The 21135-nt window shown below is 55.6% G+C and carries 14 protein-coding genes; 5 read left to right on the forward strand and 9 right to left on the reverse strand.

Going from position 1 to position 21135, the window contains the following annotated elements:
• Positions 1-69: 69 nt before the first annotated feature.
• From lpdA to pdhR, 4 genes are all read right to left on the reverse strand, one after another.
• A complete protein-coding gene (lpdA, locus tag SERS4_RS0121210; protein WP_012146711.1) occupies positions 70-1494 on the reverse strand; it encodes a dihydrolipoyl dehydrogenase in 1425 nt (474 codons plus the stop codon).
• Between the two features lie 233 nt (positions 1495-1727).
• Positions 1728-3611 (reverse strand): pyruvate dehydrogenase complex dihydrolipoyllysine-residue acetyltransferase, encoded by a 1884-nt coding sequence (aceF, locus tag SERS4_RS0121215; RefSeq protein WP_017893949.1) that lies wholly within the window; start codon positions 3609-3611, stop codon positions 1728-1730.
• Between the two features lie 13 nt (positions 3612-3624).
• Positions 3625-6288: a pyruvate dehydrogenase (acetyl-transferring), homodimeric type gene (gene aceE, locus SERS4_RS0121220; protein WP_012146713.1), complete on the reverse strand. Its 2664-nt coding sequence runs from the start codon at positions 6286-6288 to the stop codon at positions 3625-3627.
• Between the two features lie 170 nt (positions 6289-6458).
• Positions 6459-7223 (reverse strand): pyruvate dehydrogenase complex transcriptional repressor PdhR, encoded by a 765-nt coding sequence (gene pdhR / locus SERS4_RS0121225; protein WP_012146714.1) that lies wholly within the window; start codon positions 7221-7223, stop codon positions 6459-6461.
• Between the two features lie 633 nt (positions 7224-7856).
• On the opposite strand from pdhR, the gene SERS4_RS0121230 reads away from it, so the two are divergent.
• The 3 genes from SERS4_RS0121230 (at position 7857) to SERS4_RS0121240 (ending at position 11797) form a co-directional block, all read left to right on the forward strand.
• A complete protein-coding gene (locus SERS4_RS0121230; protein ID WP_017893950.1) occupies positions 7857-9239 on the forward strand; it encodes an amino acid permease in 1383 nt (460 codons plus the stop codon).
• Positions 9240-9435: 196 nt separating this feature from the next.
• A complete protein-coding gene (locus SERS4_RS0121235; RefSeq protein ID WP_017893951.1) occupies positions 9436-10836 on the forward strand; it encodes a glycoside-pentoside-hexuronide (GPH):cation symporter in 1401 nt (466 codons plus the stop codon).
• A gap of 10 nt (positions 10837-10846) precedes the next feature.
• Positions 10847-11797, forward strand: coding sequence for a family 43 glycosylhydrolase (locus SERS4_RS0121240; RefSeq protein WP_017893952.1), 951 nt, complete (start codon positions 10847-10849; stop codon positions 11795-11797).
• A gap of 198 nt (positions 11798-11995) precedes the next feature.
• On the opposite strand, the gene SERS4_RS0121245 is transcribed toward SERS4_RS0121240, so the two are convergent.
• The 3 genes from SERS4_RS0121245 to SERS4_RS0121255 are packed head-to-tail and all read right to left on the reverse strand — an operon-like array spanning position 11996 to position 16568.
• Positions 11996-13231, reverse strand: a complete 1236-nt coding sequence (locus SERS4_RS0121245; protein ID WP_017893953.1) for a c-type cytochrome — start codon at positions 13229-13231, stop codon at positions 11996-11998.
• Positions 13228-13782 (reverse strand): (2Fe-2S)-binding protein, encoded by a 555-nt coding sequence (locus SERS4_RS0121250; RefSeq protein ID WP_012146719.1) that lies wholly within the window; start codon positions 13780-13782, stop codon positions 13228-13230. The genes SERS4_RS0121245 and SERS4_RS0121250 overlap by 4 nt, the downstream gene beginning before the upstream one ends.
• Positions 13779-16568: a xanthine dehydrogenase family protein molybdopterin-binding subunit gene (locus tag SERS4_RS0121255; RefSeq protein WP_017893954.1), complete on the reverse strand. Its 2790-nt coding sequence runs from the start codon at positions 16566-16568 to the stop codon at positions 13779-13781. The genes SERS4_RS0121250 and SERS4_RS0121255 overlap by 4 nt, the downstream gene beginning before the upstream one ends.
• Before the next feature lie 203 nt (positions 16569-16771).
• Here SERS4_RS0121255 and SERS4_RS0121260 point away from each other — a divergent pair, with 203 nt between their 5' ends.
• Together SERS4_RS0121260 and SERS4_RS0121265 are read left to right on the forward strand one after the other, a co-directional pair.
• A complete protein-coding gene (locus tag SERS4_RS0121260) occupies positions 16772-17356 on the forward strand; it encodes an NTP transferase domain-containing protein (RefSeq protein ID WP_017893955.1) in 585 nt (194 codons plus the stop codon).
• 7 nt (positions 17357-17363) lie between these two features.
• On the forward strand, positions 17364-18416 hold the full coding sequence (locus SERS4_RS0121265) for an XdhC family protein (RefSeq protein ID WP_012146722.1): 1053 nt from the start codon (positions 17364-17366) through the stop codon (positions 18414-18416).
• On the opposite strand, the gene SERS4_RS0121270 is transcribed toward SERS4_RS0121265, so the two are convergent.
• Together SERS4_RS0121270 and fumA are read right to left on the reverse strand one after the other, a co-directional pair.
• A complete protein-coding gene (locus SERS4_RS0121270) occupies positions 18340-19206 on the reverse strand; it encodes a helix-turn-helix domain-containing protein (protein ID WP_017893956.1) in 867 nt (288 codons plus the stop codon). The two genes, SERS4_RS0121265 and SERS4_RS0121270, sit on opposite strands and share 77 nt — an antisense overlap.
• A gap of 169 nt (positions 19207-19375) precedes the next feature.
• The gene (gene fumA / locus SERS4_RS0121275) at positions 19376-21022 is read right to left on the reverse strand and encodes a class I fumarate hydratase FumA (RefSeq protein ID WP_017893957.1); all 1647 of its coding nucleotides are present in this window, start codon (positions 21020-21022) and stop codon (positions 19376-19378) included.
• Between the last annotated feature and the right edge of the window lie 113 nt (positions 21023-21135).

The following is a 21135-nucleotide window of genomic DNA, read 5'->3' on the forward strand; positions in this document are numbered from 1 at the left end:
CGGGCATTCCACGCATAAAAAAACGGCCCCTTTTCAGGAGCCGCTTATCAACCGTTCAAACCAGCAGAATTACTTCTTCTTGGCTTTCGGGTTAGGCAAGTCGGTGATGCTGCCTTCGTAGATCTCAGCCGCCAAACCTACGGATTCGTGCAGGGTTGGGTGAGCATGGATAGTCAGCGCGATGTCTTCTGCGTCGCAACCCATCTCGATAGCCAGACCGATCTCACCCAGCAGCTCGCCGCCGTTGGTGCCGACAATCGCGCCACCGATAATACGGTGAGTTTCTTTGTCGAAGATCAGTTTGGTCATGCCGTCTGCACAATCGGAAGCGATAGCACGGCCAGAAGCTGCCCACGGGAAGGTGGAAGTTTCGTAGCTGATGCCTTTCTCTTTCGCTTCTTTCTCGGTCAGACCCACCCACGCAACTTCCGGCTCGGTGTACGCGATCGATGGGATCACTTTCGGGTCGAAGTAGTGCTTCATGCCGGCGATAACTTCTGCGGCAACGTGGCCTTCATGCACGCCTTTGTGCGCCAGCATCGGTTGACCGACGATGTCGCCGATAGCGAAGATGTGCGGCACGTTGGTGCGCAGTTGTTTGTCGACGTTGATGAAGCCACGCTCGTCAACTTCAACACCGGCTTTACCCGCTTCCAGCAGTTTGCCATTCGGCACACGACCGATAGCCACCAGCACCGCGTCGTAACGCTGTGGTTCTGCAGGCGCTTTTTTGCCTTCCATAGTGACATAGATGCCGTCTTCTTTGGCTTCTACCGCGGTTACTTTGGTTTCCAGCATCAGGTTGAACTGCTTGCTGATGCGTTTGGTGAAGACTTTCACCACGTCTTTGTCAGCAGCCGGGATCACCTGGTCAAACATTTCGACCACGTCAATCTGTGAACCCAACGCATGGTATACGGTGCCCATTTCCAGGCCGATGATGCCGCCGCCCATAACCAGCAGACGCTCTGGGACAGTTTTCAGTTCCAGTGCATCGGTAGAGTCCCACACGCGTGGATCTTCATGAGGAATGAATGGCAGTTGGATCGGACGGGAACCTGCGGCAATGATGGCATTGTCGAAGTTGATGGTGGTTGGGCCATTTTCGCCTTCAACAACCAGGGTGTTAGCGCCGGTGAACTTGCCCAGGCCGTTAACCACTTTCACTTTACGGCCTTTAGCCATACCAGCCAGACCGCCGGTCAGCTGATTGATGACTTTTTCTTTCCAGACGCGCACTTTGTCGATGTCAGTTTTCGGCTCGCCGAAAACGATGCCGTGTTCGGCCAGCGCTTTGGCTTCTTCGATCACTTTGGCAACGTGCAACAGGGCTTTGGAAGGGATACATCCCACGTTCAGGCAAACCCCGCCCAGAGTGGAATAACGTTCAACCAGAACGGTTTCAAGACCTAAGTCAGCGCAACGAAAGGCAGCAGAGTAACCTGCCGGGCCCGCCCCAAGTACCACGACCTGAGTTTTAATTTCAGTACTCATCATGACCTCTTAATTGATTGTCCGGCGGGTCAGACGTCATTTTTATAGCTAATCGATCTCATAACGCCCTTCATCCACCGGGACGCTTACACCGCCAGCAGTTTACAGAATTGTTAATAATCTGCAAAGCGTGTTCGAGTGACCCGTGTCTCAACAATTTTGTCGAGTCGTGCAAAAACCGACAAAACTGCTACTGAAGTGGTAAGGGCGCAGCATGCTGCGCCCTTTTTTCATTACATCACCATACGGCGGATGTCTGCCAGCATGTTGTTGATGATGGTAATAAAGCGCGCACCATCTGCACCGTCAATCACACGGTGGTCGAAGGAGAGCGACATTGGCATCATCAGACGCGGCACGAACTCTTTACCGTTCCAGACCGGCTCCATAGCAGACTTGGAGACGCCCAGAATGGCCACTTCCGGTGCATTCACAATCGGTGCGAAGTGAGTCGTCCCGATACCGCCCAGGCTAGAGATGGTGAAACACCCGCCCTGCATTTCGCCTGCGGTCAGCTTGCCGTCACGAGCTTTTTTGGAGATAGCCATCAGTTCGCGGGACAGTTCAGTGATGCTCTTCTTGTTCACATCCTTGAACACCGGAACCACCAGACCGTTTGGCGTATCAACCGCTACACCCACGTTGATGTATTTCTTCAACGTCAGCTTCTGGCCATCTTCGGACAGAGAGCTGTTGAAGCGCGGCATCTGCTCCAGAGCAGCAGCAACGGCTTTCATGATGAACACCACCGGGGTGAACTTCACGTCCAGCTTACGCTTGGCAGCTTCTTCGTTCTGTTGCTTGCGGAAAGCTTCCAGATCGGTGATATCGGTTTTGTCGAAGTGAGTCACGTGCGGGATCATCACCCAGTTACGGCTCAGGTTGGCACCAGAGATTTTCTGGATACGGCCCAGTTCCACTTCTTCGATTTCACCGAACTTGCTGAAGTCCACTTTCGGCCAAGGCAGCATGCCTGGCAGACCGCCACCGGCAGCAGCAGCCGGAGCCGCTTCTGCACGTTTGACCGCGTCTTTCACGTAAGTCTGAACGTCTTCGCGCAGGATGCGGCCTTTACGACCGGTGCCTTTCACTTTCGCCAGGTTTACGCCGAACTCACGCGCCAGACGGCGGATGACCGGGGTAGCGTGCACATAAGCGTCGTTCTCAGCGAACTCGCCTTTGGCAGCAAGTGCAGCCTGTTGGGCCGGTGCAGAACTTGCAGCCGGAGCCGGTGCAGCTTCTGCCTTCTGGGCTGGAGCGGCAGCAGGCGCAGCGCCTTCTACTTCGAACACCATAATCAGGGAACCGGTTTTTACTTTATCGCCGGCGCTGATTTTGATTTCTTTCACGGTACCTGCGAACGGTGCCGGCACTTCCATAGAAGCCTTGTCACCTTCAACGGTGATCAGTGACTGCTCAGCGGCAACTTTGTCGCCCACTTTAACCATCACTTCAGTGACTTCTACTTCGTCGCCGCCGATGTCCGGTACTGCAACGTCTTTGGCCGCAGAAGCCGCCGGTGCTGCAGGAGCAGCCGGAGCCTGTGCCGCAGCCGGAGCGGCAGCAGAAGCGGCGCCAGCCACTTCGAACACCATGATCATAGAACCGGTGGTGACTTTGTCGCCGGTGGCGATTTTGATCTCTTTCACGGTACCTGCGAACGGTGCCGGGACTTCCATTGAAGCCTTGTCGCCTTCAACGGTGATCAGGGACTGCTCGGCTTCCACCTTGTCGCCCACTTTCACCAGGATCTCGGTCACTTCAACTTCGTCAGCACCGATGTCCGGTACCGCAACGTCTTTGGCAGCAGCGGCAGCCGGTGCAGCAGCAGGTGCTGCGGCCGGTTTCTCTTCAGCCTTGGCAGCTGGTGCGGCCTGAGCCGCCCCTTCTGCTTCAAAGATCATCAGCAGTTTGCCGGTCTCGGTTTTATCACCGACGGCAACCTTGATTTCTTTAACCACACCCGCCTGCGGGGATGGGACTTCCATGGAAGCTTTATCACCTTCAACGGTGATCAGCGATTGTTCTGCTTCAACTTTATCGCCCACTTTCACCAGAATTTCGGTGATTTCCACTTCGTCTGCACCGATGTCCGGTACTTTAATTTCGATAGACATTCTTCTGTACCTCTTATGCCAGACGCGGGTTAACTTTTTCTGGGTTGATGTCGAATTTCTTAATCGCATCAGCTACCACAGAAGCTTCAATTTCACCGCGTTTAGCCAGTTCACCCAGTGCAGCAACCACAACGTAAGAAGCATCAACTTCAAAGTGGTGGCGCAGGTTTTCGCGGCTGTCTGAACGACCGAAGCCGTCAGTGCCCAGAACGCGATAGTCGCTGGCTGGAACGTAAGTACGAACCTGTTCTGCGAACAGCTTCATGTAGTCGGTAGACGCAACCGCCGGCGCTTCGTTCATCACCTGAGCGATGTAAGGTACGCGCGGAGTTTCGGTTGGGTGCAGCATGTTCCAACGCTCACAATCCTGGCCATCACGCGCCAGTTCAGTGAAGGAAGTCACGCTGTAGATGTCAGAACCCACGCCGTAATCGTCAGCCAGGATCTTCGCCGCTTCACGAACATGACGCAGGATAGAACCTGAACCCAGCAACTGAACCTTGCCTTTGCTGCCTGCCAGAGTGTCCAGCTTGTAGATACCTTTACGGATACCTTCTTCTGCACCCTGCGGCATAGCCGGCATGTGGTAGTTTTCGTTCAGCGTGGTGATGTAGTAGTAGACGTTTTCTTGCGCGTCACCGTACATGCGAACCAGACCGTCGTGCATGATCACTGCCACTTCGTACGCGTAAGCTGGATCGTAAGAGATACAGTTAGGAATGGTCAGAGACTGGATGTGGCTGTGGCCGTCTTCGTGCTGCAGACCTTCACCGTTCAGGGTGGTGCGGCCTGAAGTACCGCCTACCAGGAAGCCGCGCGCCTGTTGGTCGCCTGCTGCCCAGCACAGGTCACCGATACGCTGGAAACCGAACATCGAATAGTAGATGTAGAACGGGATCATTGGCAGATCGTTGGTGCTGTAGGAAGTCGCTGCGGCCAACCATGAAGAGGCTGCACCCAGTTCGTTGATACCTTCCTGCAGGATCTGGCCTTTCTCGTCTTCTTTGTAGTAAGCAACCTGCTCACGGTCCTGCGGAGTGTACTGCTGGCCGTTCGGGCTGTAGATACCGATCTGACGGAACAGACCTTCCATGCCGAAGGTACGAGCTTCGTCGGCGATGATTGGAACCAGGCGATCTTTGATCGACTTGTTCTTCAGCATCACGTTCAGGGCACGCACGAAGGCGATGGTGGTAGAGATTTCTTTGTTCTGCTCTTCCAGCAAGGAGCTGAAGTCTGCCAGAGCCGGCATTTCCAGCTTCTCGGTGAACTTCGGCATACGGGTAGGCACATAGCCTGCCAGCGCCTGACGACGTTCGTGCAGATATTTGTACTCTTCGGAATCTTTCTCGAAGGTGACGTACGGCAGTTTTTCGATGTCAGCATCGGCAACCGGCACGTTGAAACGATCGCGGAAGTGGTGAACCCCTTCCATGTTCATTTTCTTCACCTGGTGAGCAATGTTTTTACCTTCCGCGGTTTCACCCATGCCGTAACCTTTGATGGTATGGGCCAGGATAACGGTTGGTTTGCCTTGGGTGTCCTGCGCTTTTTTCAGTGCAGCAAAGACTTTCTTCGGATCGTGACCGCCACGGTTCAGCGCCCAGATCTCTTCGTCGGTCATATCTTTGACCAGCGCAGCAGTTTCCGGGAAGCGACCGAAGAAGTGCTCACGTACGTAAGCGCCGTCTTTGGATTTGAAGGTCTGGTAGTCGCCGTCCAGGGTTTCGTTCATCAGTTGGATCAGCTTGCCGCTGGTATCTTTACGCAGCAGTTCATCCCAACGACCACCCCAGATCACTTTCAGTACCTGCCAGCCTGCGCCAGCGAAGATGCCTTCCAGCTCATTGATGATCTTGCCGTTACCGGTGACCGGGCCGTCCAGACGCTGCAGGTTGCAGTTGATGACGAATACCAGGTTGTCCAGCTTCTCACGGGTAGCGATGGTGATCGCGCCCTTGGATTCCGGCTCATCCATCTCGCCGTCGCCCAGGAAGGCGTAAACGGTTTGAGCAGAGGTGTTCTTCAGGCCACGGTGTTCCAGATATTTCAGGAACTTCGCTTGATAGATGGCGCTGATTGGGCCCAGGCCCATGGAAACGGTCGGGAACTGCCAGAATTCCGGCATCAATTTAGGATGCGGGTAAGACGACAGGCCTTTACCGTGAACTTCCTGACGGAAGTTATTCATTTGGTCTTCGGTCAAGCGGCCTTCAAGGAAGGCACGTGCGTAAACGCCCGGAGAGATGTGGCCCTGGAAGTAAACCAGATCGCCGCCATCTTGTTCGGTGCGTGCACGGAAGAAGTGGTTGAAGCAGACTTCATAGAAGGTCGCAGAAGATTGGAAGGAAGCCATGTGGCCGCCCAGATCCAGATCTTTTTTGGAAGCACGAAGAACGGTCATTACCGCATTCCAGCGAATAGCGCTGCGGATACGACGCTCAAGATCCAGGTTACCAGGGTAAGCAGGTTCGTCTTCCACCGCGATGGTGTTGACGTAGTTGTGAGCCGCAGCACCGGCTGCAACGCTAACACCGCCTTTACGGGCTTCACCCAGAACCTGATCAATCAGAAACTGAGCTCGCTCAACACCCTCTTCACGGATGACCGATTCGATCGCCTGCAGCCAGTCGCGGGTTTCGATCGGATCCACGTCATTGTTTAAACGTTCTGACATGGTGGTATTCCTTATCTGTCTAATGGTTTGTTTTGGAGCCTGTCTTCCTGTGTTCTGAGACAAAACACACGAAGACAGGCCCATCAGTTTAGTTGCCGCTTACTTAAATGCTTAATTAAGCACTTCGAACGTAAACCCCGCAGGCTGGTGTGCCCTGAAGAGAACCGCTCTTAATCCTTGCGTTGCTGGAGACGCCGCAGCGATCTCTCGCGTCGGGTATGCTCCCGACTGAGATCCAGCAAGATTTCCTCGATAAACGCCAAATGGCGGTGCGAGGCTTCACGAGCTTTTTCTGGCTCGCGTGCCACAATCGCCTCAAAAATTCCGGCGCGGTGGCTGCTCACTTTTGCCAACATCTCACGGCGCGAGTAGAGCAATTCAAAGTTCTGACGCACGTTCTGTTCCAGCATCGGCCCCATACAGCGCAGCAGGTGCAGTAACACAACGTTGTGGGCAGCTTCGGTCACGGCGATTTGGTATTGCATGACCGCGTCGGCTTCGGCGTCGAGATCGCCGCTGTCCTGGGCCTGCTGAATCAGCATATGGCAATCGCGGATGCGTGCCAGATCTTCGTCGGTACCGCGCAACGCCGCGTAATAGGCAGCAATGCCTTCGAGGGCATGACGGGTTTCCAACAGATCGAATTGTGATTCAGGATGGTCGGCCAGCAGTTCAGCCAGTGGATCGCTAAAGCTCTGCCACAGATTAGTTTGTACAAAGGTGCCACCGCCCTGACGGCGCAGGAGCAACCCTTTGGCTTCCAGGCGCTGGATAGCCTCTCTCAGAGAAGGACGGGAAACATCAAATTGTTTCGCCAGTTCACGCTCCGGTGGCAGTTTTTCGCCTGGACGCAGTGTTCCCTCGAGGATCAGGTGTTCGAGCTGCTGCTCGATGACGTCTGACAACTTGGGTTGGCGGATTTTGCTGTAGGCCATGGGTGATTTCTTCTCTGCGAATGGCGCGGAGTCAATTGGTAATACCAATTTCAAAAACGTGACGGTAAAGTAACAAAGTATTCACCTCCTGTCCATATGGGCCTTGATCGAAATCAGGTTACCCGCACATTTTAACACCTCAATACCAGACCTGCTGCAAACCGCTAACGCGCGCTTGGTAATACCATTTACGAGGTAGGTTTTTGATTTAACTTTTGCGAAACCTGCCGTCAGGCAGACTGAAGTCTCTAAAGTAGAATTCTATTGCATGTTTATTAAACTTTGACGAATACCTATTTACATCGCAAAAGGTGCGTTCAGCCGGTTAATATTTCGCCACCGACAAACCGCCAGAGCTAAATTATTTTTGCGCATTATGTGAGTTAATGCTTATTTCATGCATTGAATCCCCCCTGTCGTCACACAACCCGCATTTTGTTTCCTAAACTGCTGAAATCTTAATCACTCACTACATAAAGCAGGTGCAAACTGGCGCGCATAACATTATTCTTTGCCAAACGGTAGCGGCTCCGTGGAATTAATAGATATAACGCCGTAAATAAAACAAAACACACATCGTAACCACTGCTTTACAGCATGTGAGTAATTCTGCAACGACAGAGGGTTTGATTGATGGATGGTCAACAGCATGATGGCGACCAGCTGAAACGCGGCCTTAAAAACCGCCATATTCAGCTTATTGCACTAGGGGGCGCTATTGGTACCGGGCTATTTCTCGGCATCGCGCAAACAATAAAGATGGCCGGCCCTTCGGTCATTCTCGGTTATGCCATTGGCGGCTTTATCGCATTTCTGATCATGCGCCAACTGGGTGAAATGGTGGTCGAAGAGCCGGTGGCCGGTTCCTTTAGCCACTTCGCCTATAAATACTGGGGTAACTTCGCCGGCTTCGCTTCCGGCTGGAACTACTGGGTGCTGTACGTCCTGGTAGCCATGGCGGAACTGACCGCGGTGGGGATCTATGTGCAGTACTGGTGGCCGGAGATCCCGACCTGGGTGTCGGCAGCCGTATTCTTCCTGGCGATTAATGCCATCAACCTGGCAAACGTGAAGGTGTATGGCGAGATGGAATTCTGGTTCGCCATCATCAAGGTCGTGGCGATTATCGGCATGATCGTGTTCGGTGCCTACCTGCTGTTCAGCGGCATGGGCGGGCCGGAAGCCACAGTGACCAATCTGTGGGCGCAGGGCGGGTTCTTCCCGAACGGCGTCATGGGGCTGGTGATGGCGATGGCGGTGATCATGTTCTCGTTCGGTGGGCTGGAGTTGGTGGGCATCACCGCGGCAGAAGCCGACAACCCGCAGAAAAGCATTCCCAAAGCGACCAACCAGGTTATCTACCGCATCCTGCTGTTCTATATCGGTTCACTGACCATTCTGTTGTCGCTGTACCCGTGGGGTAAAGTGGTTGAAGGCGGTAGCCCGTTCGTACTGATCTTCCACGCGCTGAACAGCAACCTGGTAGCAACGGTGCTGAACGTGGTGGTGTTGACCGCCGCGCTGTCGGTATACAACAGCTGCGTCTACTGCAACAGCCGCATGCTGTACGGCCTGGCAAAACAGGGCAACGGGCCGAAAAGCCTGCTGAAAGTCGACGGTCGCGGCGTCCCTGTCATTGCGATTGCCGTTTCCGCCACCGCCACGGCGTTCTGCGTACTGATTAACTACCTGATCCCCGGCCGTGCCTTCGAACTGCTGATGGCGTTGGTGGTGTCGGCACTGGTGATCAACTGGGCGATGATCAGCCTGGCACATCTGAAGTTCCGCGCAGCCAAGAACCGCGAAGGTGTTGAACCGAAGTTCAAAGCCTTCTGGTACCCGTTCAGCAACTATCTGTGCCTGGTGTTTATGGCCGCTATTCTGGTGATCATGTACCTGACGCCGGGGATCCAAATCTCGGTGTTGCTGATCCCGGTTTGGGTCGCCATTTTAGGCATCGGCTATGCCATTAAACAGCGCAGCCAGCGTGCCGTGAGCGCAGCCGGTCGCGGGTAACCAAGCCGAAAAAACAAGGCCCGCAGTGCAAACTGTGGGCCTTTTTATTGCCGACTATTTTGCCAGCTGGCTCACAGTTTCCCCGCCACGGTGGATTTGTCCATCTCTACAACCATTCACTTCTGATAACTCGCCGCCAACCGGGACAATAATCGTTGCCACTCAGTCAGATCCTGCCAGTTCGGAGAAAATGTCCATGAAGAGCAATGCCCTTTCAATAAAAGAAAAGATTGGCTACGGCATGGGAGATGCCGGCTGCAACATGATCGGCGGAGCGATTATGCTGTTTCTCAACTATTTCTATACTGACATCTACGGTCTGACGCCTGCGCTGGTCGGCGTGCTGCTGCTGTCGGTTCGCGTGCTGGATGCCGTCACCGACCCGATTATGGGAGCGATAGCCGATCGCACCCAAAGCCGTTGGGGTCGCTTTCGCCCCTGGTTGCTGTGGATCTCCCTGCCATATGTATTATTCAGCGTGTTGATGTTTACGACACCGGAATGGAGCTACAACAGCAAAGTGGTCTATGCCTTCGCCACTTACTTCTTGATGTCGCTGACCTACACGGCGATCAATATCCCCTACTGTTCGCTGGGCGGCGTGATCACCGCCGATCCGCACGAACGGGTCTCCTGTCAGTCCTACCGTTTTATCCTGGTCGGTATCGCTACCCTGATCCTGTCCCTGACGCTGCTGCCAATGGCTGAATGGTTTGGCGGCGCAAACAAGGCGCGTGGCTATCAGATGGCAATGGGTGTATTGGCACTGATTGCCCTGTTCATGTTTCTGTTCTGCTTTGCCACGGTCAAAGAACGTATACGTCCGGCAGTGCCAACCCATGACGCCCTTAAATCCGATCTGAGAGACGTGTGGAAAAACGATCAGTGGGTGCGCATTCTGCTGCTGACGTTTTGCAACGTCTGCCCCGGTTTTATCCGCATGGCCGCCACCATGTATTACGTCACCTACGTCATGCAACAATCAACCTCCTTTGCCAGTCTGTTTATCGCGCTGGGCGTCGTTGGCATGATGGTTGGCAGCGCATTGGCCAAGCCCCTGACCGATCGCTTCTGCAAACTGAAAGTGTTCTTCTGGACCAATATTTTGCTGGCGGCGTTTTCGTGCGGCTTCTATTTCCTCAACCCTCAGTTCACTTCGCTGATCGTCGCCGCCTATTTCCTGCTGAATATCCTGCATCAGATCCCTTCGCCGCTGCACTGGTCGTTAATGGCCGACGTGGACGATTACGGCGAATGGAAAACCGGCAAGCGCATCACCGGCATCAGTTTTTCCGGCAATCTGTTCTTCCTTAAAGTCGGGCTGGCGGTGGCCGGCGCCATGGTGGGCTTCCTGATGTCGCTGTCCGGCTATCAGGCCGATGCGGTCAGCCAAAGCGCTGGCGCACTTAACAGCATCGTGCTGTTGTTCACCGTGATCCCCGGTATCGGATATCTGATCACTGCCGGCGTGGTACGCCTGCTGAAGGTTGATCGCCAACTGATGCGTCAGATTCAGATCGACCTGGAAAAGCGACGCATTAATTACCGCGAGCTAACCGACTACTCTGAGCAGCAACTAAAAACCCGAACCCCGTAAGGAGCCTGCGATGCGCGACTACCCTAATCCCTTGATTGAACAGCGGGCCGATCCCTTTGTTTTGCGCCACAGCGATGGCTATTACTACTTCACCGCCTCGGTACCGGAATATGACCGGTTAGAACTTCGGCGCGCGCGTAGCCTCAGCGAACTGGCGCAAGCCAGCCCGACGGTGGTATGGCGAAAACCACAGCAGGGACCGATGAGCCATTTAATCTGGGCGCCGGAACTGCACTTTATTAACGGCAAATGGTATTTATACTTCGCCGCAGCCCATAGCCCGGAGATTGCCAATGGCCTGTTCCAGCACCGAATGTTTGCTCTGGAATGCAGCGCTGCCAACCCGCTGACCGGAGAGTGGGAGGAAAAAGGCCGAATTTATACCCATATCGACAGTTTCTCCCTCGACGCCACCCACTTCGAACATCGTGGCAAACACTATTATCTTTGGGCGCAGAAGGATCCTGCGATCCACGGCAACTCCAACCTGTATTTGGCCGAAATGGAAGATCCCTGGACGCTGAAGGGCCGGCCGGTGATGCTCAGCCAACCTGAACTCCCTTGGGAAACCGTCGGGTTCTCGGTCAATGAAGGACCGGCGGTGATCGCCCATGGCCAAAGAATATTTATCAGCTACTCCGCCAGCGCGACCGACGAGAATTATTGCCTCGGTCTGTTATGGGCCGATATCGACAGCGACATCACCGATGCCGCCCAATGGCATAAGCTCGAACAGCCCGTGTTTCGCACCAGCGTAAAAAACCGCCAGTTCGGCCCCGGGCACAACAGTTTTACCCTGGATGAACAGGGGCGAGATATCTTGGTTTACCATGCGCGTAATTACACGGAAATCGAAGGGGATCCGCTCTATGACCCAAATCGTCATACACGGATTAAACCGCTGGAATGGGATGAGGAAGGAATGCCGGTATTGGGTGAACCCCCGGCAGATAATCGTTAATAAAAAATGGCTCGATATGCCGAGCCATTTCAGACTACTGACAAAGCCCGTTATTAGGGAGAACGTGCCGAAGGGGTCGTAGCGGCTTGCCCGCCGGAGCGCCCCTCGGTGCGCTAGGCCCGGGTATCTCGGATTCAAAGACAACTTTGTCATCAAACTCAAATGGCTCGATATGCCGAGCCATTTTTCCATTGAACCTTACTTACGTAGCGCTTTCACCTGCTCGGCCGTCACATCCGCCGGCAACCCGCCCCAGGTCACACGCAGGTAGTTCACCAGTTCCGCCACCTGTGCATCATCGAGACGTTCGCCAAAGGCCGGCATGCTCTGCATGCTTTCGCCGTTAGGGAATTGCTGGGCCGGTAAACCGTCCAGTATCGAGACAATCAGGTTTTTAGCGTCCGGTTGGCGCAGCGTAGCGTTATCACGCATCGCGACCGCCACATGAGGCTTACCCTGGCCTTCACGCGCATGGCAACCGGAGCACTGATCCTGATAACTGATGCGTCCGGCATCGCTGCCCTGACCGATTTTAACCGGCACAGCCGCCGGCGGCTGTTCACCCATCAGATAGGTCGCCAGCGCCTGACCATCTTCCGGCGTCAGATGACGGGTGCTGAGACTCACCACCATATGCATCTCGCTAAAGGCGGAACCCTGCGGTGCCAGGCCGGTCGAGAGGAAGCGGTTCAGATCGTCCGGCGTCCAGCCGCGCTGCGCCAACCCGTGCGGGGTGATGTCCGGTGCCATAAAGCGCCCAAGATCACCGCCCTGCATAGGTTTAGTCAGATTCATTTGACCCAGCATACCGCGTGGCGTGTGGCATTCCCCACAGTGGCCCAGCGTATCCGCCAGATAACGGCCGCGTTGCCACTGCGCCGAATCACCCTGCGAACTGACCGGCAGCGGATCCTGACTGCGGAACAACAGATTCCAGCCAATCAGCGCCATGCGTTGGTTAAACGGGAACGGCATGGCATTTTCCGGAATGGCAACATCCACCGCCGGACGGGTCATCAGATAGGCATAGATATCATCAGCATCCTGACGCGACATGCCTTTATACGAGGTATAAGGCATCGCCGGATACAGATGACGACCGCCCGGTGCCACGCCCTGGGTCACCGCCAGGAAGAAATCGTCCTTGGTCCAGCGGCCGATCCCCTGATCGGCCGAAGGCGTCAGGTTACTGCCATAGATAGTGCCGAACGGCGTATCCAGCGGATACCCCCCTGCCATTGGCGCGCCACCACTGGCGGTATGGCAGGCGGCACAGTCGGCGGCCTGAGCCAGATAGCGGCCACGGGCAACCTGTTCGGTGCTGGCGGTTACCTGCTGTACCGGGCCGTCGTAATGGCGATTTTCACGCCACCACAGCACGGCGATGACGATAATCACCACCAGCAGGATCAGCAGTGCGAGACGTTTTTTCATTGCGCCGTCTCCTTCACCAGACCTGGGGTCTTCAGCACCACGTCGCGTACCGCTTCGTAGTAACGCACATAGCCGGTACAGCGGCAGATATGGCTGTCCAGCGCCTGTTCAATCGCGCTTTCCAGTTGATCGCGGGCAATCGGCTCGCGCTTGAGCTTCTCGACAAAAATAGTGGCGGCGTTAACAAAGCCCGGCGTGCAGTAACCGCACTGGAAACTGTAATGCTCCAGGAAAGCCTGCTGGATCGGCGAAAGCTCGACCACTTCTCCCTGATCATCCACCTTGGCGTGGCCTTCGACGGTGCGCACTTTCTTGCCGCTGAAGAAATGCGCGCCGGTGATACAGGTACGCACTTCCTCACTGGTGCCGCTCGGGTGATCGACAATCGCCACGCAGGCGTGACAGATCCCCTGACCGCAGCCAAGACGCGAACCGGTCAGGTCGAGATATTCGTGCAGGAAGTCGATCATCATCAGCCCTTCCGGTACTTCGATCGGGCCGTACTGTTTTTCATTGATGGTCAGGGAAATCGGCTGGGTTTTAATGCTCATTGTAATACCTCACGAATATTTTCTGCACGAACGGGCAAATCACGGAAACGGTGGCCGGTAGCGTCGGCGATAGCGTTAACCAGTGCCGCAACTACCGGGATCATCACCACTTCGGCCATGCCTTTGGGTGGATCGGTTTCCGACAGCGCGGGCAGGATGTCATCGGTCTGTTTCCAGACCGCCACATCGCTGGCGCGCGGCAGATGGTAACGGTTAAAGTTCCAGGTACCGTTACCAGGCCCGTCTTCGTACAGCGGTAAATATTCGTGCAGTGCATGGCCAATCCCCATTGCCAGGCCGCCCTGCAATTGGCCGGAAACCAGCTCAGGCACAATCAGATTGCCGCACTCCATGATTGAATGGTGGTTCAGCAGCTCCACCTGACCGGTAGCGATATCCACCGCCACTTCCGCCAGGGTACCGACGGCGCTGTAATAGGTGACCGCCGCGTTATTGCGTTGGGTCGGTGGATAGTAGGCCTGGCTGCGCGACAAGGTTTTAAACTCGCCATTGGCATTGCGCACCGCCAGCCCGTCAATCGGCAGACGCTCGCTTTTAGCGCTCAGGGTGAACTCCGCCTCGGCCCACTGCCAGCGGTTAAATACGTGTACCGCCGCACCGGTGATACCGCCCATCTGGTAGGCTTGTTTCGCCAACCGCTCCAGACTCAGCACTTCCATGCCGGCCGCGGTCAGCCCGCCTTCCACCCAACGTGCGTCTTCTCTGCGCACCACTAATGGTGCTGCCTGGCCGCCACCGGGGCCGGATTGCCAAATGGCCATCGCCGCCGGCCACAGGCCGTGATCGAATATCAGACGTGCCGCTTCGCGCGTGCTGTGGGAAAAGTAATACGCCGAGTTGCTGGCGCTGGACGGTGAGCAATAGCTTGGCGTCCAGGCCGGGTTGGCTTGCAACTTGTCCTGTTCGGCCTGCGACATAATGTAAGGATCGCCGCTGGTGACCATCGGCAGTACCGACCAGTCGGTCACCGAGAAGTGCGCCTCATCCGCCGGTTTGCCCAGCCACTGTGCGCACAGCACCGATTGTGAGGTCGACATGCCGGTTCCCATTTCGGCACCGCTGTGATGCAGCATGATGCGCCCATCTTCCCCCAGCTCGACGCGAGCGAACGAGGTCTCGGCCCCGGTGCCGAAGTCTTTTTGCACGCAGCCAAAGCCAACGCCATAACGCTTGCCCGGGTGCCGGCTCTCAAACTCCGCCTTCCGCTGGGCACGTTGCAACCACATCTCATGCTTCGCTGCCTTTTCCAGCACTTCATCGGCACGAATGGCCCCGGCCGGGATAGCGCCCTGGGTATTTTTCATGCCGGATTTGAGTACGTTGCGCAAACGGAACTCGATCGGGTCGATCTTCAGCTCGGCAGCCAGTTCATCCACCATCATCTCGGTAGCGGCCATGCTTTGCAGCGTGCCGTAGCCACGAGCAGAGCCGGCATCAATGGCGCGTGAAGCCAGCCCCACCGCCGACAAATCGCTTTTCGGGAAGTAGTAAATCGACTGTGCCGCCGTCGCCGCTACCATCACCACCGACGGCGTAAAGTTGCTGCGACCACCGCCATCTGCCGTCATCTCGCCGTGGAATGATTGCAGTACGCCGGTTTGACGGTTGACCGCAATACGGTAATTCATATCGAAGGCATGGCGCTTCAGCGCCGTCTGAAACTGTTCGAAACGGTCATTGGCCAGGCGTACCGGGTGCCCGTCGCCGTACATCGCCGCCACCGCACCGTAGTACGGGAAGTTAAAGTGATCTTTCGAACCGTAACCGACGGTGTAGCACGGGTGCAAAATCAGCTGTTTCACCGGCGGATTGTGTTTGGCCAACATGCGTGGCATTTCGTCGGCCACTTCCTGCGGCGACTGGGTAGGCACCACCAGATGCAGGGTCTGCGTCGTGGCATCGTACCAGCCGTTGGCGTTATCCGGCTCCAGCGCCGAAGTATCAACGGATTGCGTAGTATAGCGACGCGACATCACCAGCCAGTCTTCCGGTGGCGTTTGCAGCTCATTGGCTATCATGCCGGCGTAATACATCCCTTCCTGATCCAGCTTGCCGCCCTCGCGACCTTCCGGCCAGACCGGCAGGTGTTTCTTCATCGATACCGGGAAAATCGGCGTGTCTTTCAGGCTGGAGAAGCGATCGTCGTCGAACGGCTTATCGCCACCCACGCGCACATAGCGGAAAGTGCCCCAGGGATCCCGCTCCAGCGGGCCGGTTTCCGCCCCGTACTTGAGAGTTTCCTCACGGAATTTCAGCTTGTCTTTGGCAAAGCGGAAACGGGCGAAATCGTGATAAATCAGAATTGCCACCGCCTGGCCAAGATAGGCCGGAGTTTTGCCGATCGGCAGCAGCATGTCGTCGCCGTAGAACGCCGGAAAGGCCAGGCCGTCACGCGCCAGATCCTCTGCTGTTACCAGCCGGTCGGGCTGCAGATCGTCTCCCAGCAACGAGAGATCGATGCCCTCGAACAGCCGGTCGGCCTTGGTGACGCGTAAAATAAAGGCGTGCGCCTGTTGTTGCGGCCAGTGCGGCATATCGACCGCGCGAATGTCGCGGGCGAACACCTTTTGCCCCATCACCTTGGCACGACCATCGATGCGAAAGCGAATACGCTTTTCATGGGCATCCCAGTTCGGGGACTGAAGGATTTTTTGCTCAAACAGCGCGGCATAAGCACGGCTGTACAGTGGCGCGAGGTACACGGATACCCCCGCAATCACGGCGCTTTTGATAAAGCGGCGCCGCGACGGGCTAAAATTGCTCATAAAAAGTCCTTTGCTTCTTTATTGTATTTTTGTATTCAGCGGTGGTGTTGCGCAAACGCTGACGACCTTGCCGTAGACGTCATAAGCATATGCTTATAACTAAAATTATGTGATGATTAACATGCTGTTTTCAAGAAAAACACATCTCAAGAACACATATTTTTAGTAAGGTAATATAAGTTGCGCAAATTCGGGCGGATAAGATGACAACGGGCATAGTGATCGCCGCTGCCGGACGTGGAGAGCGTTTCTCTCTGGCCGGGGGCGAGGGCAATAAATTGAATGCCGAGTTTGCGGATAATTCTGGTCAGCGACGCTCGATATTTGAACAAACGCTGCGTCAGGCGCTGGCCTCTGATCTGCCGGTATGGGTGGTCACCCGCCCGGACAATCTTCTGGTACAGCAGGTCTGCGCGGCCTATCAGGTTCCGTTCACACTACTGCCAAGCTCTGGCCTCGGAGAATCCATCGCCGCCGGCGTTAACGCCACCCCGTACTGGCAAGGCTGGCTAATCCATTTAGCGGATATGCCCTTCGTTACGCCGACGGTTTTCCGGCAGGTGGCGGCCGCCCTACGGCAACACGCCATCGTCCGCCCCGCTTTCCAGCAGCAGCCGGGCCACCCGGTCGGGTTTTCCGCCATTTTGCGCAAACAACTGGGCCAATTGCGCGGTGATAATGGCGCACGTGAGCTGCTTAAAGGGCAGCCAGTGTTCCTGCTTTCTCTTGAAACGTCCGAAGTGGTGCAGGATATTGATCTTCCGTCACAGCTACCGGCCAGCGAGTAAATCATCTATGCAACATCTCGATATCACCGTGGTCAACCAGGCGATAAGCTGGCTGAAGCAACAGCCGGTGTGGCTGTGCACCGTACTGAACACCTACGGCTCCTCACCGCGATCGCCAGGAGCGCTGCTGGTGGCCACCCAGGATGGGCATTACTGTGGTTCGCTGTCGGGTGGCTGCGTGGAAGAGGATTTTCTGCGGCGCGTAGCGGCCGGGGAATATCAGGCGGCCAGCCAGGTGATCCGTTATGGTGAAGGGGGTCTGGAGCCGAATGTAGCACTGCCGTGCGGCGGCGTACTGGAAGTGCTGATCGAATCCCTGCCAGCCGGTGACGACAGTATTGCCTATCTGACAAAAATTGCCGGTGCACTGAACGGACACCACGCGCTGGTCAAACGCCTGACCTTGCCCGATGCCTGTACCAGCCTGACATTGACCGATTTCGCCAGCGCCACCCAGGTGGAACGTCGTGGTCCGCAGGTCACTTTGCATATCGCCGCGGCACCGCGTTTGTTGATCGCCGGGCTGTCCAGCGTAGCGCTGTACTGCGCCGACTTCGCCAGCTCACTGGGCTTTGAAGTGTTGGTTTGTGAGAATCGGCCGGAGGCGCTGGATAATTTCGCCCCTCAGCTCAGAGGCAACGTCACATTGTTGCGCCAGTTCCCGGCCAAGTTTATTGAAGACGGCGGCTGCCACGCCAATACGGCGATTGTGGCGCTGACCCACGATCCGCGCATGGACGATTTGACGCTGATGGAAGCGATCCACACCCCGGCATTTTACATCGGTGCCATGGGGTCATTGCGCAACAGCGCACGCCGCCGCCAGCGTCTGCAGCAGATTGCCGAATTCAGCCCACAGGAACTGGAACGTATTCATGCTCCGATCGGGTTACCACTCGGCAGTAAAACCCCGGCGGAAATCGCGCTGGCGGTAATGGCGGATATCGTGCAGCAGAAAAACCGCACTACCGCGGTCCGATCGGTCAACCAATTGGAGTCACTGGCACCAGATGCTGGAGCTCAAGCTGCAACTCCTCCCGCTCGTTCAGCGAATAGTTGAACATCGTCAGGTCTGGCCCTACTCTTCGGGCCAGGCCCAATTCCGGTAGTGCCTGGGTGTAAATCTGCACCACATGGTCGTGCAAGGCCACCGGCTTGCCGGAGTAACAAAAGCGGCAATAATCGCCGTGAATTTCCGGCCATGGCTCAAGCCCGGCGGCATCACTGGCCGGGCAGTCCTCGGCAACGCCAAGCGCATATTCCACTCTGACCTGCTCTCCATCTGGAATAAACTGGGTCAATGCATAGGTCAACGCCGGTCGGCTGGCCACCGAGTGATAGAACTGCTCTCTGATTTTGCTGCGGATGTGCAGATGCGACTTATCCAAATCGGCAATATCGAGGTGGTAAGCGTAACTTTTCCCCTTGATCGCATACTGCCCTTTGGCCACCTTGATGCGGTCAACCTGAATATCACCAGGATGGTTGGCTGACAGCGAACGAACCAGATGACTGAAGTCCTGCTTGCGGGCATGACGATAGACACTGGGAGATTCGGCAAAGTGCTTTTTGAAGCAGCGGGAAAAGGTTTGCTGGTTATCAAATTGATATTCAATGGAAATATCAAGAATGCTCTTTTGCGTGAAGCGCAGGGCAAAAGCGGCGAGATACAAACGGCGGGCGCGAATATAGGAGGCCAGCGACAGACCGGTCTGCGTCTTGAACATTCGCTGCAGATACCATTTCGAGTAGCCTGATTTGGCAGAAACGATATCCAATGATAGCGGGTTGGTCAGGTTGTCTTCAATCCAGACCAGTAGTTCCCTGATATGATTTTCTTGCGTTTCCATGTAGTTGCCGAGCCTTCTGTGCCAAATATGCCTTTATTCGTGTATTACTGCTGCGCACGTAGGGTATACAGGTTAAAACGCGGCGTCCAGCGGGCTACAGGACTTTACACAGGGCCTGAGCAAGCCTGAAACTTGCCGCCCGAAAGCGGACGGCAAGTATTGACGAAAGTTATTTCACACAGCGTGAACACTGACCGGCCTGGATCTTCTGGAAGAAGTCATTGCCTTTATCATCCACCAGAATGAACGCCGGGAAATCTTCCACTTCGATTTTCCAGATGGCTTCCATCCCCAGTTCAGGGTATTCGACGCAGGTCAGGCTTTTGATGCTTTGTTGCGCCAACACCGCCGCCGGGCCACCAATACTGCCGAGGTAAAAACCGCCGTGTTTGTGGCAGGCGTCGGTCACTTGCTGGCTGCGGTTGCCTTTCGCCAGCATGATCATGCTGCCGCCGTGGGACTGCAGCAGATCAACGTAAGAGTCCATACGCCCGGCGGTGGTTGGCCCCAGAGAACCTGAAGCGTAACCGTCCGGCGTTTTGGCCGGGCCGGCGTAGTAAATCGGATGATCCTTAACGTACTGCGGCAGACCTTCGCCGTTATCCAGCCGCTCTTTCAGCTTGGCGTGTGCGATGTCACGCCCCACGATAATGGTGCCGCTCAGCGACAGGCGGGTGGACACCGGGAATTGCGACAGCTGCTTGAGGATATCGGCCATTGGGCGGTTGAGGTCAATCTTGACGGCTTCGCCTTCCCCCGCCTGACGCAGTTCTTGCGGAATAAACTTGCCCGGATTGTGCTCCAGCTTCTCCAGCCAGATGCCGTCACGGTTAATCTTGCCCTTGATGTTACGGTCAGCGGAGCAGGAAACACCCATACCTACCGGACAGGAAGCACCATGGCGCGGCAGACGCACCACGCGAATGTCGTGCGCAAAGTATTTGCCGCCAAACTGCGCGCCCAACCCCAAATTCTGCGCTTCTTTGAGTAACTCTTCTTCCAGCACCACGTCGCGGAATGCCTGACCGTGCTCATTGCCTTCGGTCGGCAGGCCGTCATAGTACTTGGTCGAGGCCAGTTTGACGGTTTTCAACGTCGCTTCGGCCGAGGTACCACCGATAACGAATGCCACGTGGTAAGGCGGGCAGGCCGCGGTACCCAGCGTGCGCATTTTCTCGACCAGATAATCCTTCAGCTTGCCCGGTGACAGCAACGCTTTGGTTTCCTGGTAGAGATAGGTTTTATTGGCTGAACCACCGCCCTTGGCGATGCACAGGAATTTGTATTCTTCACCGTCGACGCTGTAGAGATCGATCTGCGCCGGCAGGTTGCTGCCGGTGTTGACCTCGTTGTACATATCCAGCGCGGCGTTTTGCGAGTAGCGCAGATTGTCTTCGATAAAGGTGTTGTACACCCCACGCGACAATGCCGCTTCGTCACCGCCGCCGGTCCAGACGCGCTGGCCTTTTTTGCCGACGATGATGGCGGTACCGGTATCCTGACAGGTCGGTAAAATACCCTTGGCGGCGATTTCTGAGTTACGTAAAAATTGCAGCGCAACGTACTTGTCGTTTTCGCTGGCGTCCGGATCCTTAAGGATATCGGCCACCTGCTGCTGATGCGCCGGGCGCAGCATGAATGAGGCGTCATGGAATGCATGTTGAGCAAGGAGGGTTAACGCTTCGGGGGCTACTTTCAGCACTTCCTGGCCTTCAAACTCACTCACGGAAACGTGGTCACGGCTCAACAGATAGTATTCAGTATCGTCTTTCTTCAGTGGGAACGGATCTTGATAATGGAACGGTTTATTCGACATTAATCTCTCACTTGCAACATCAGCTGCGTTAAATTCACACTTACTCAGCCAGCTCGGGGCAGGCCGCGTCAAAAAACTCCCCACACCTTACGTATTTTTAATCAGTCGGTTAT

Origin of the sequence: Serratia sp. S4 (assembly GCF_000347995.1) — a bacterium.
Lineage (GTDB): Bacteria > Pseudomonadota > Gammaproteobacteria > Enterobacterales > Enterobacteriaceae > Serratia > Serratia quinivorans.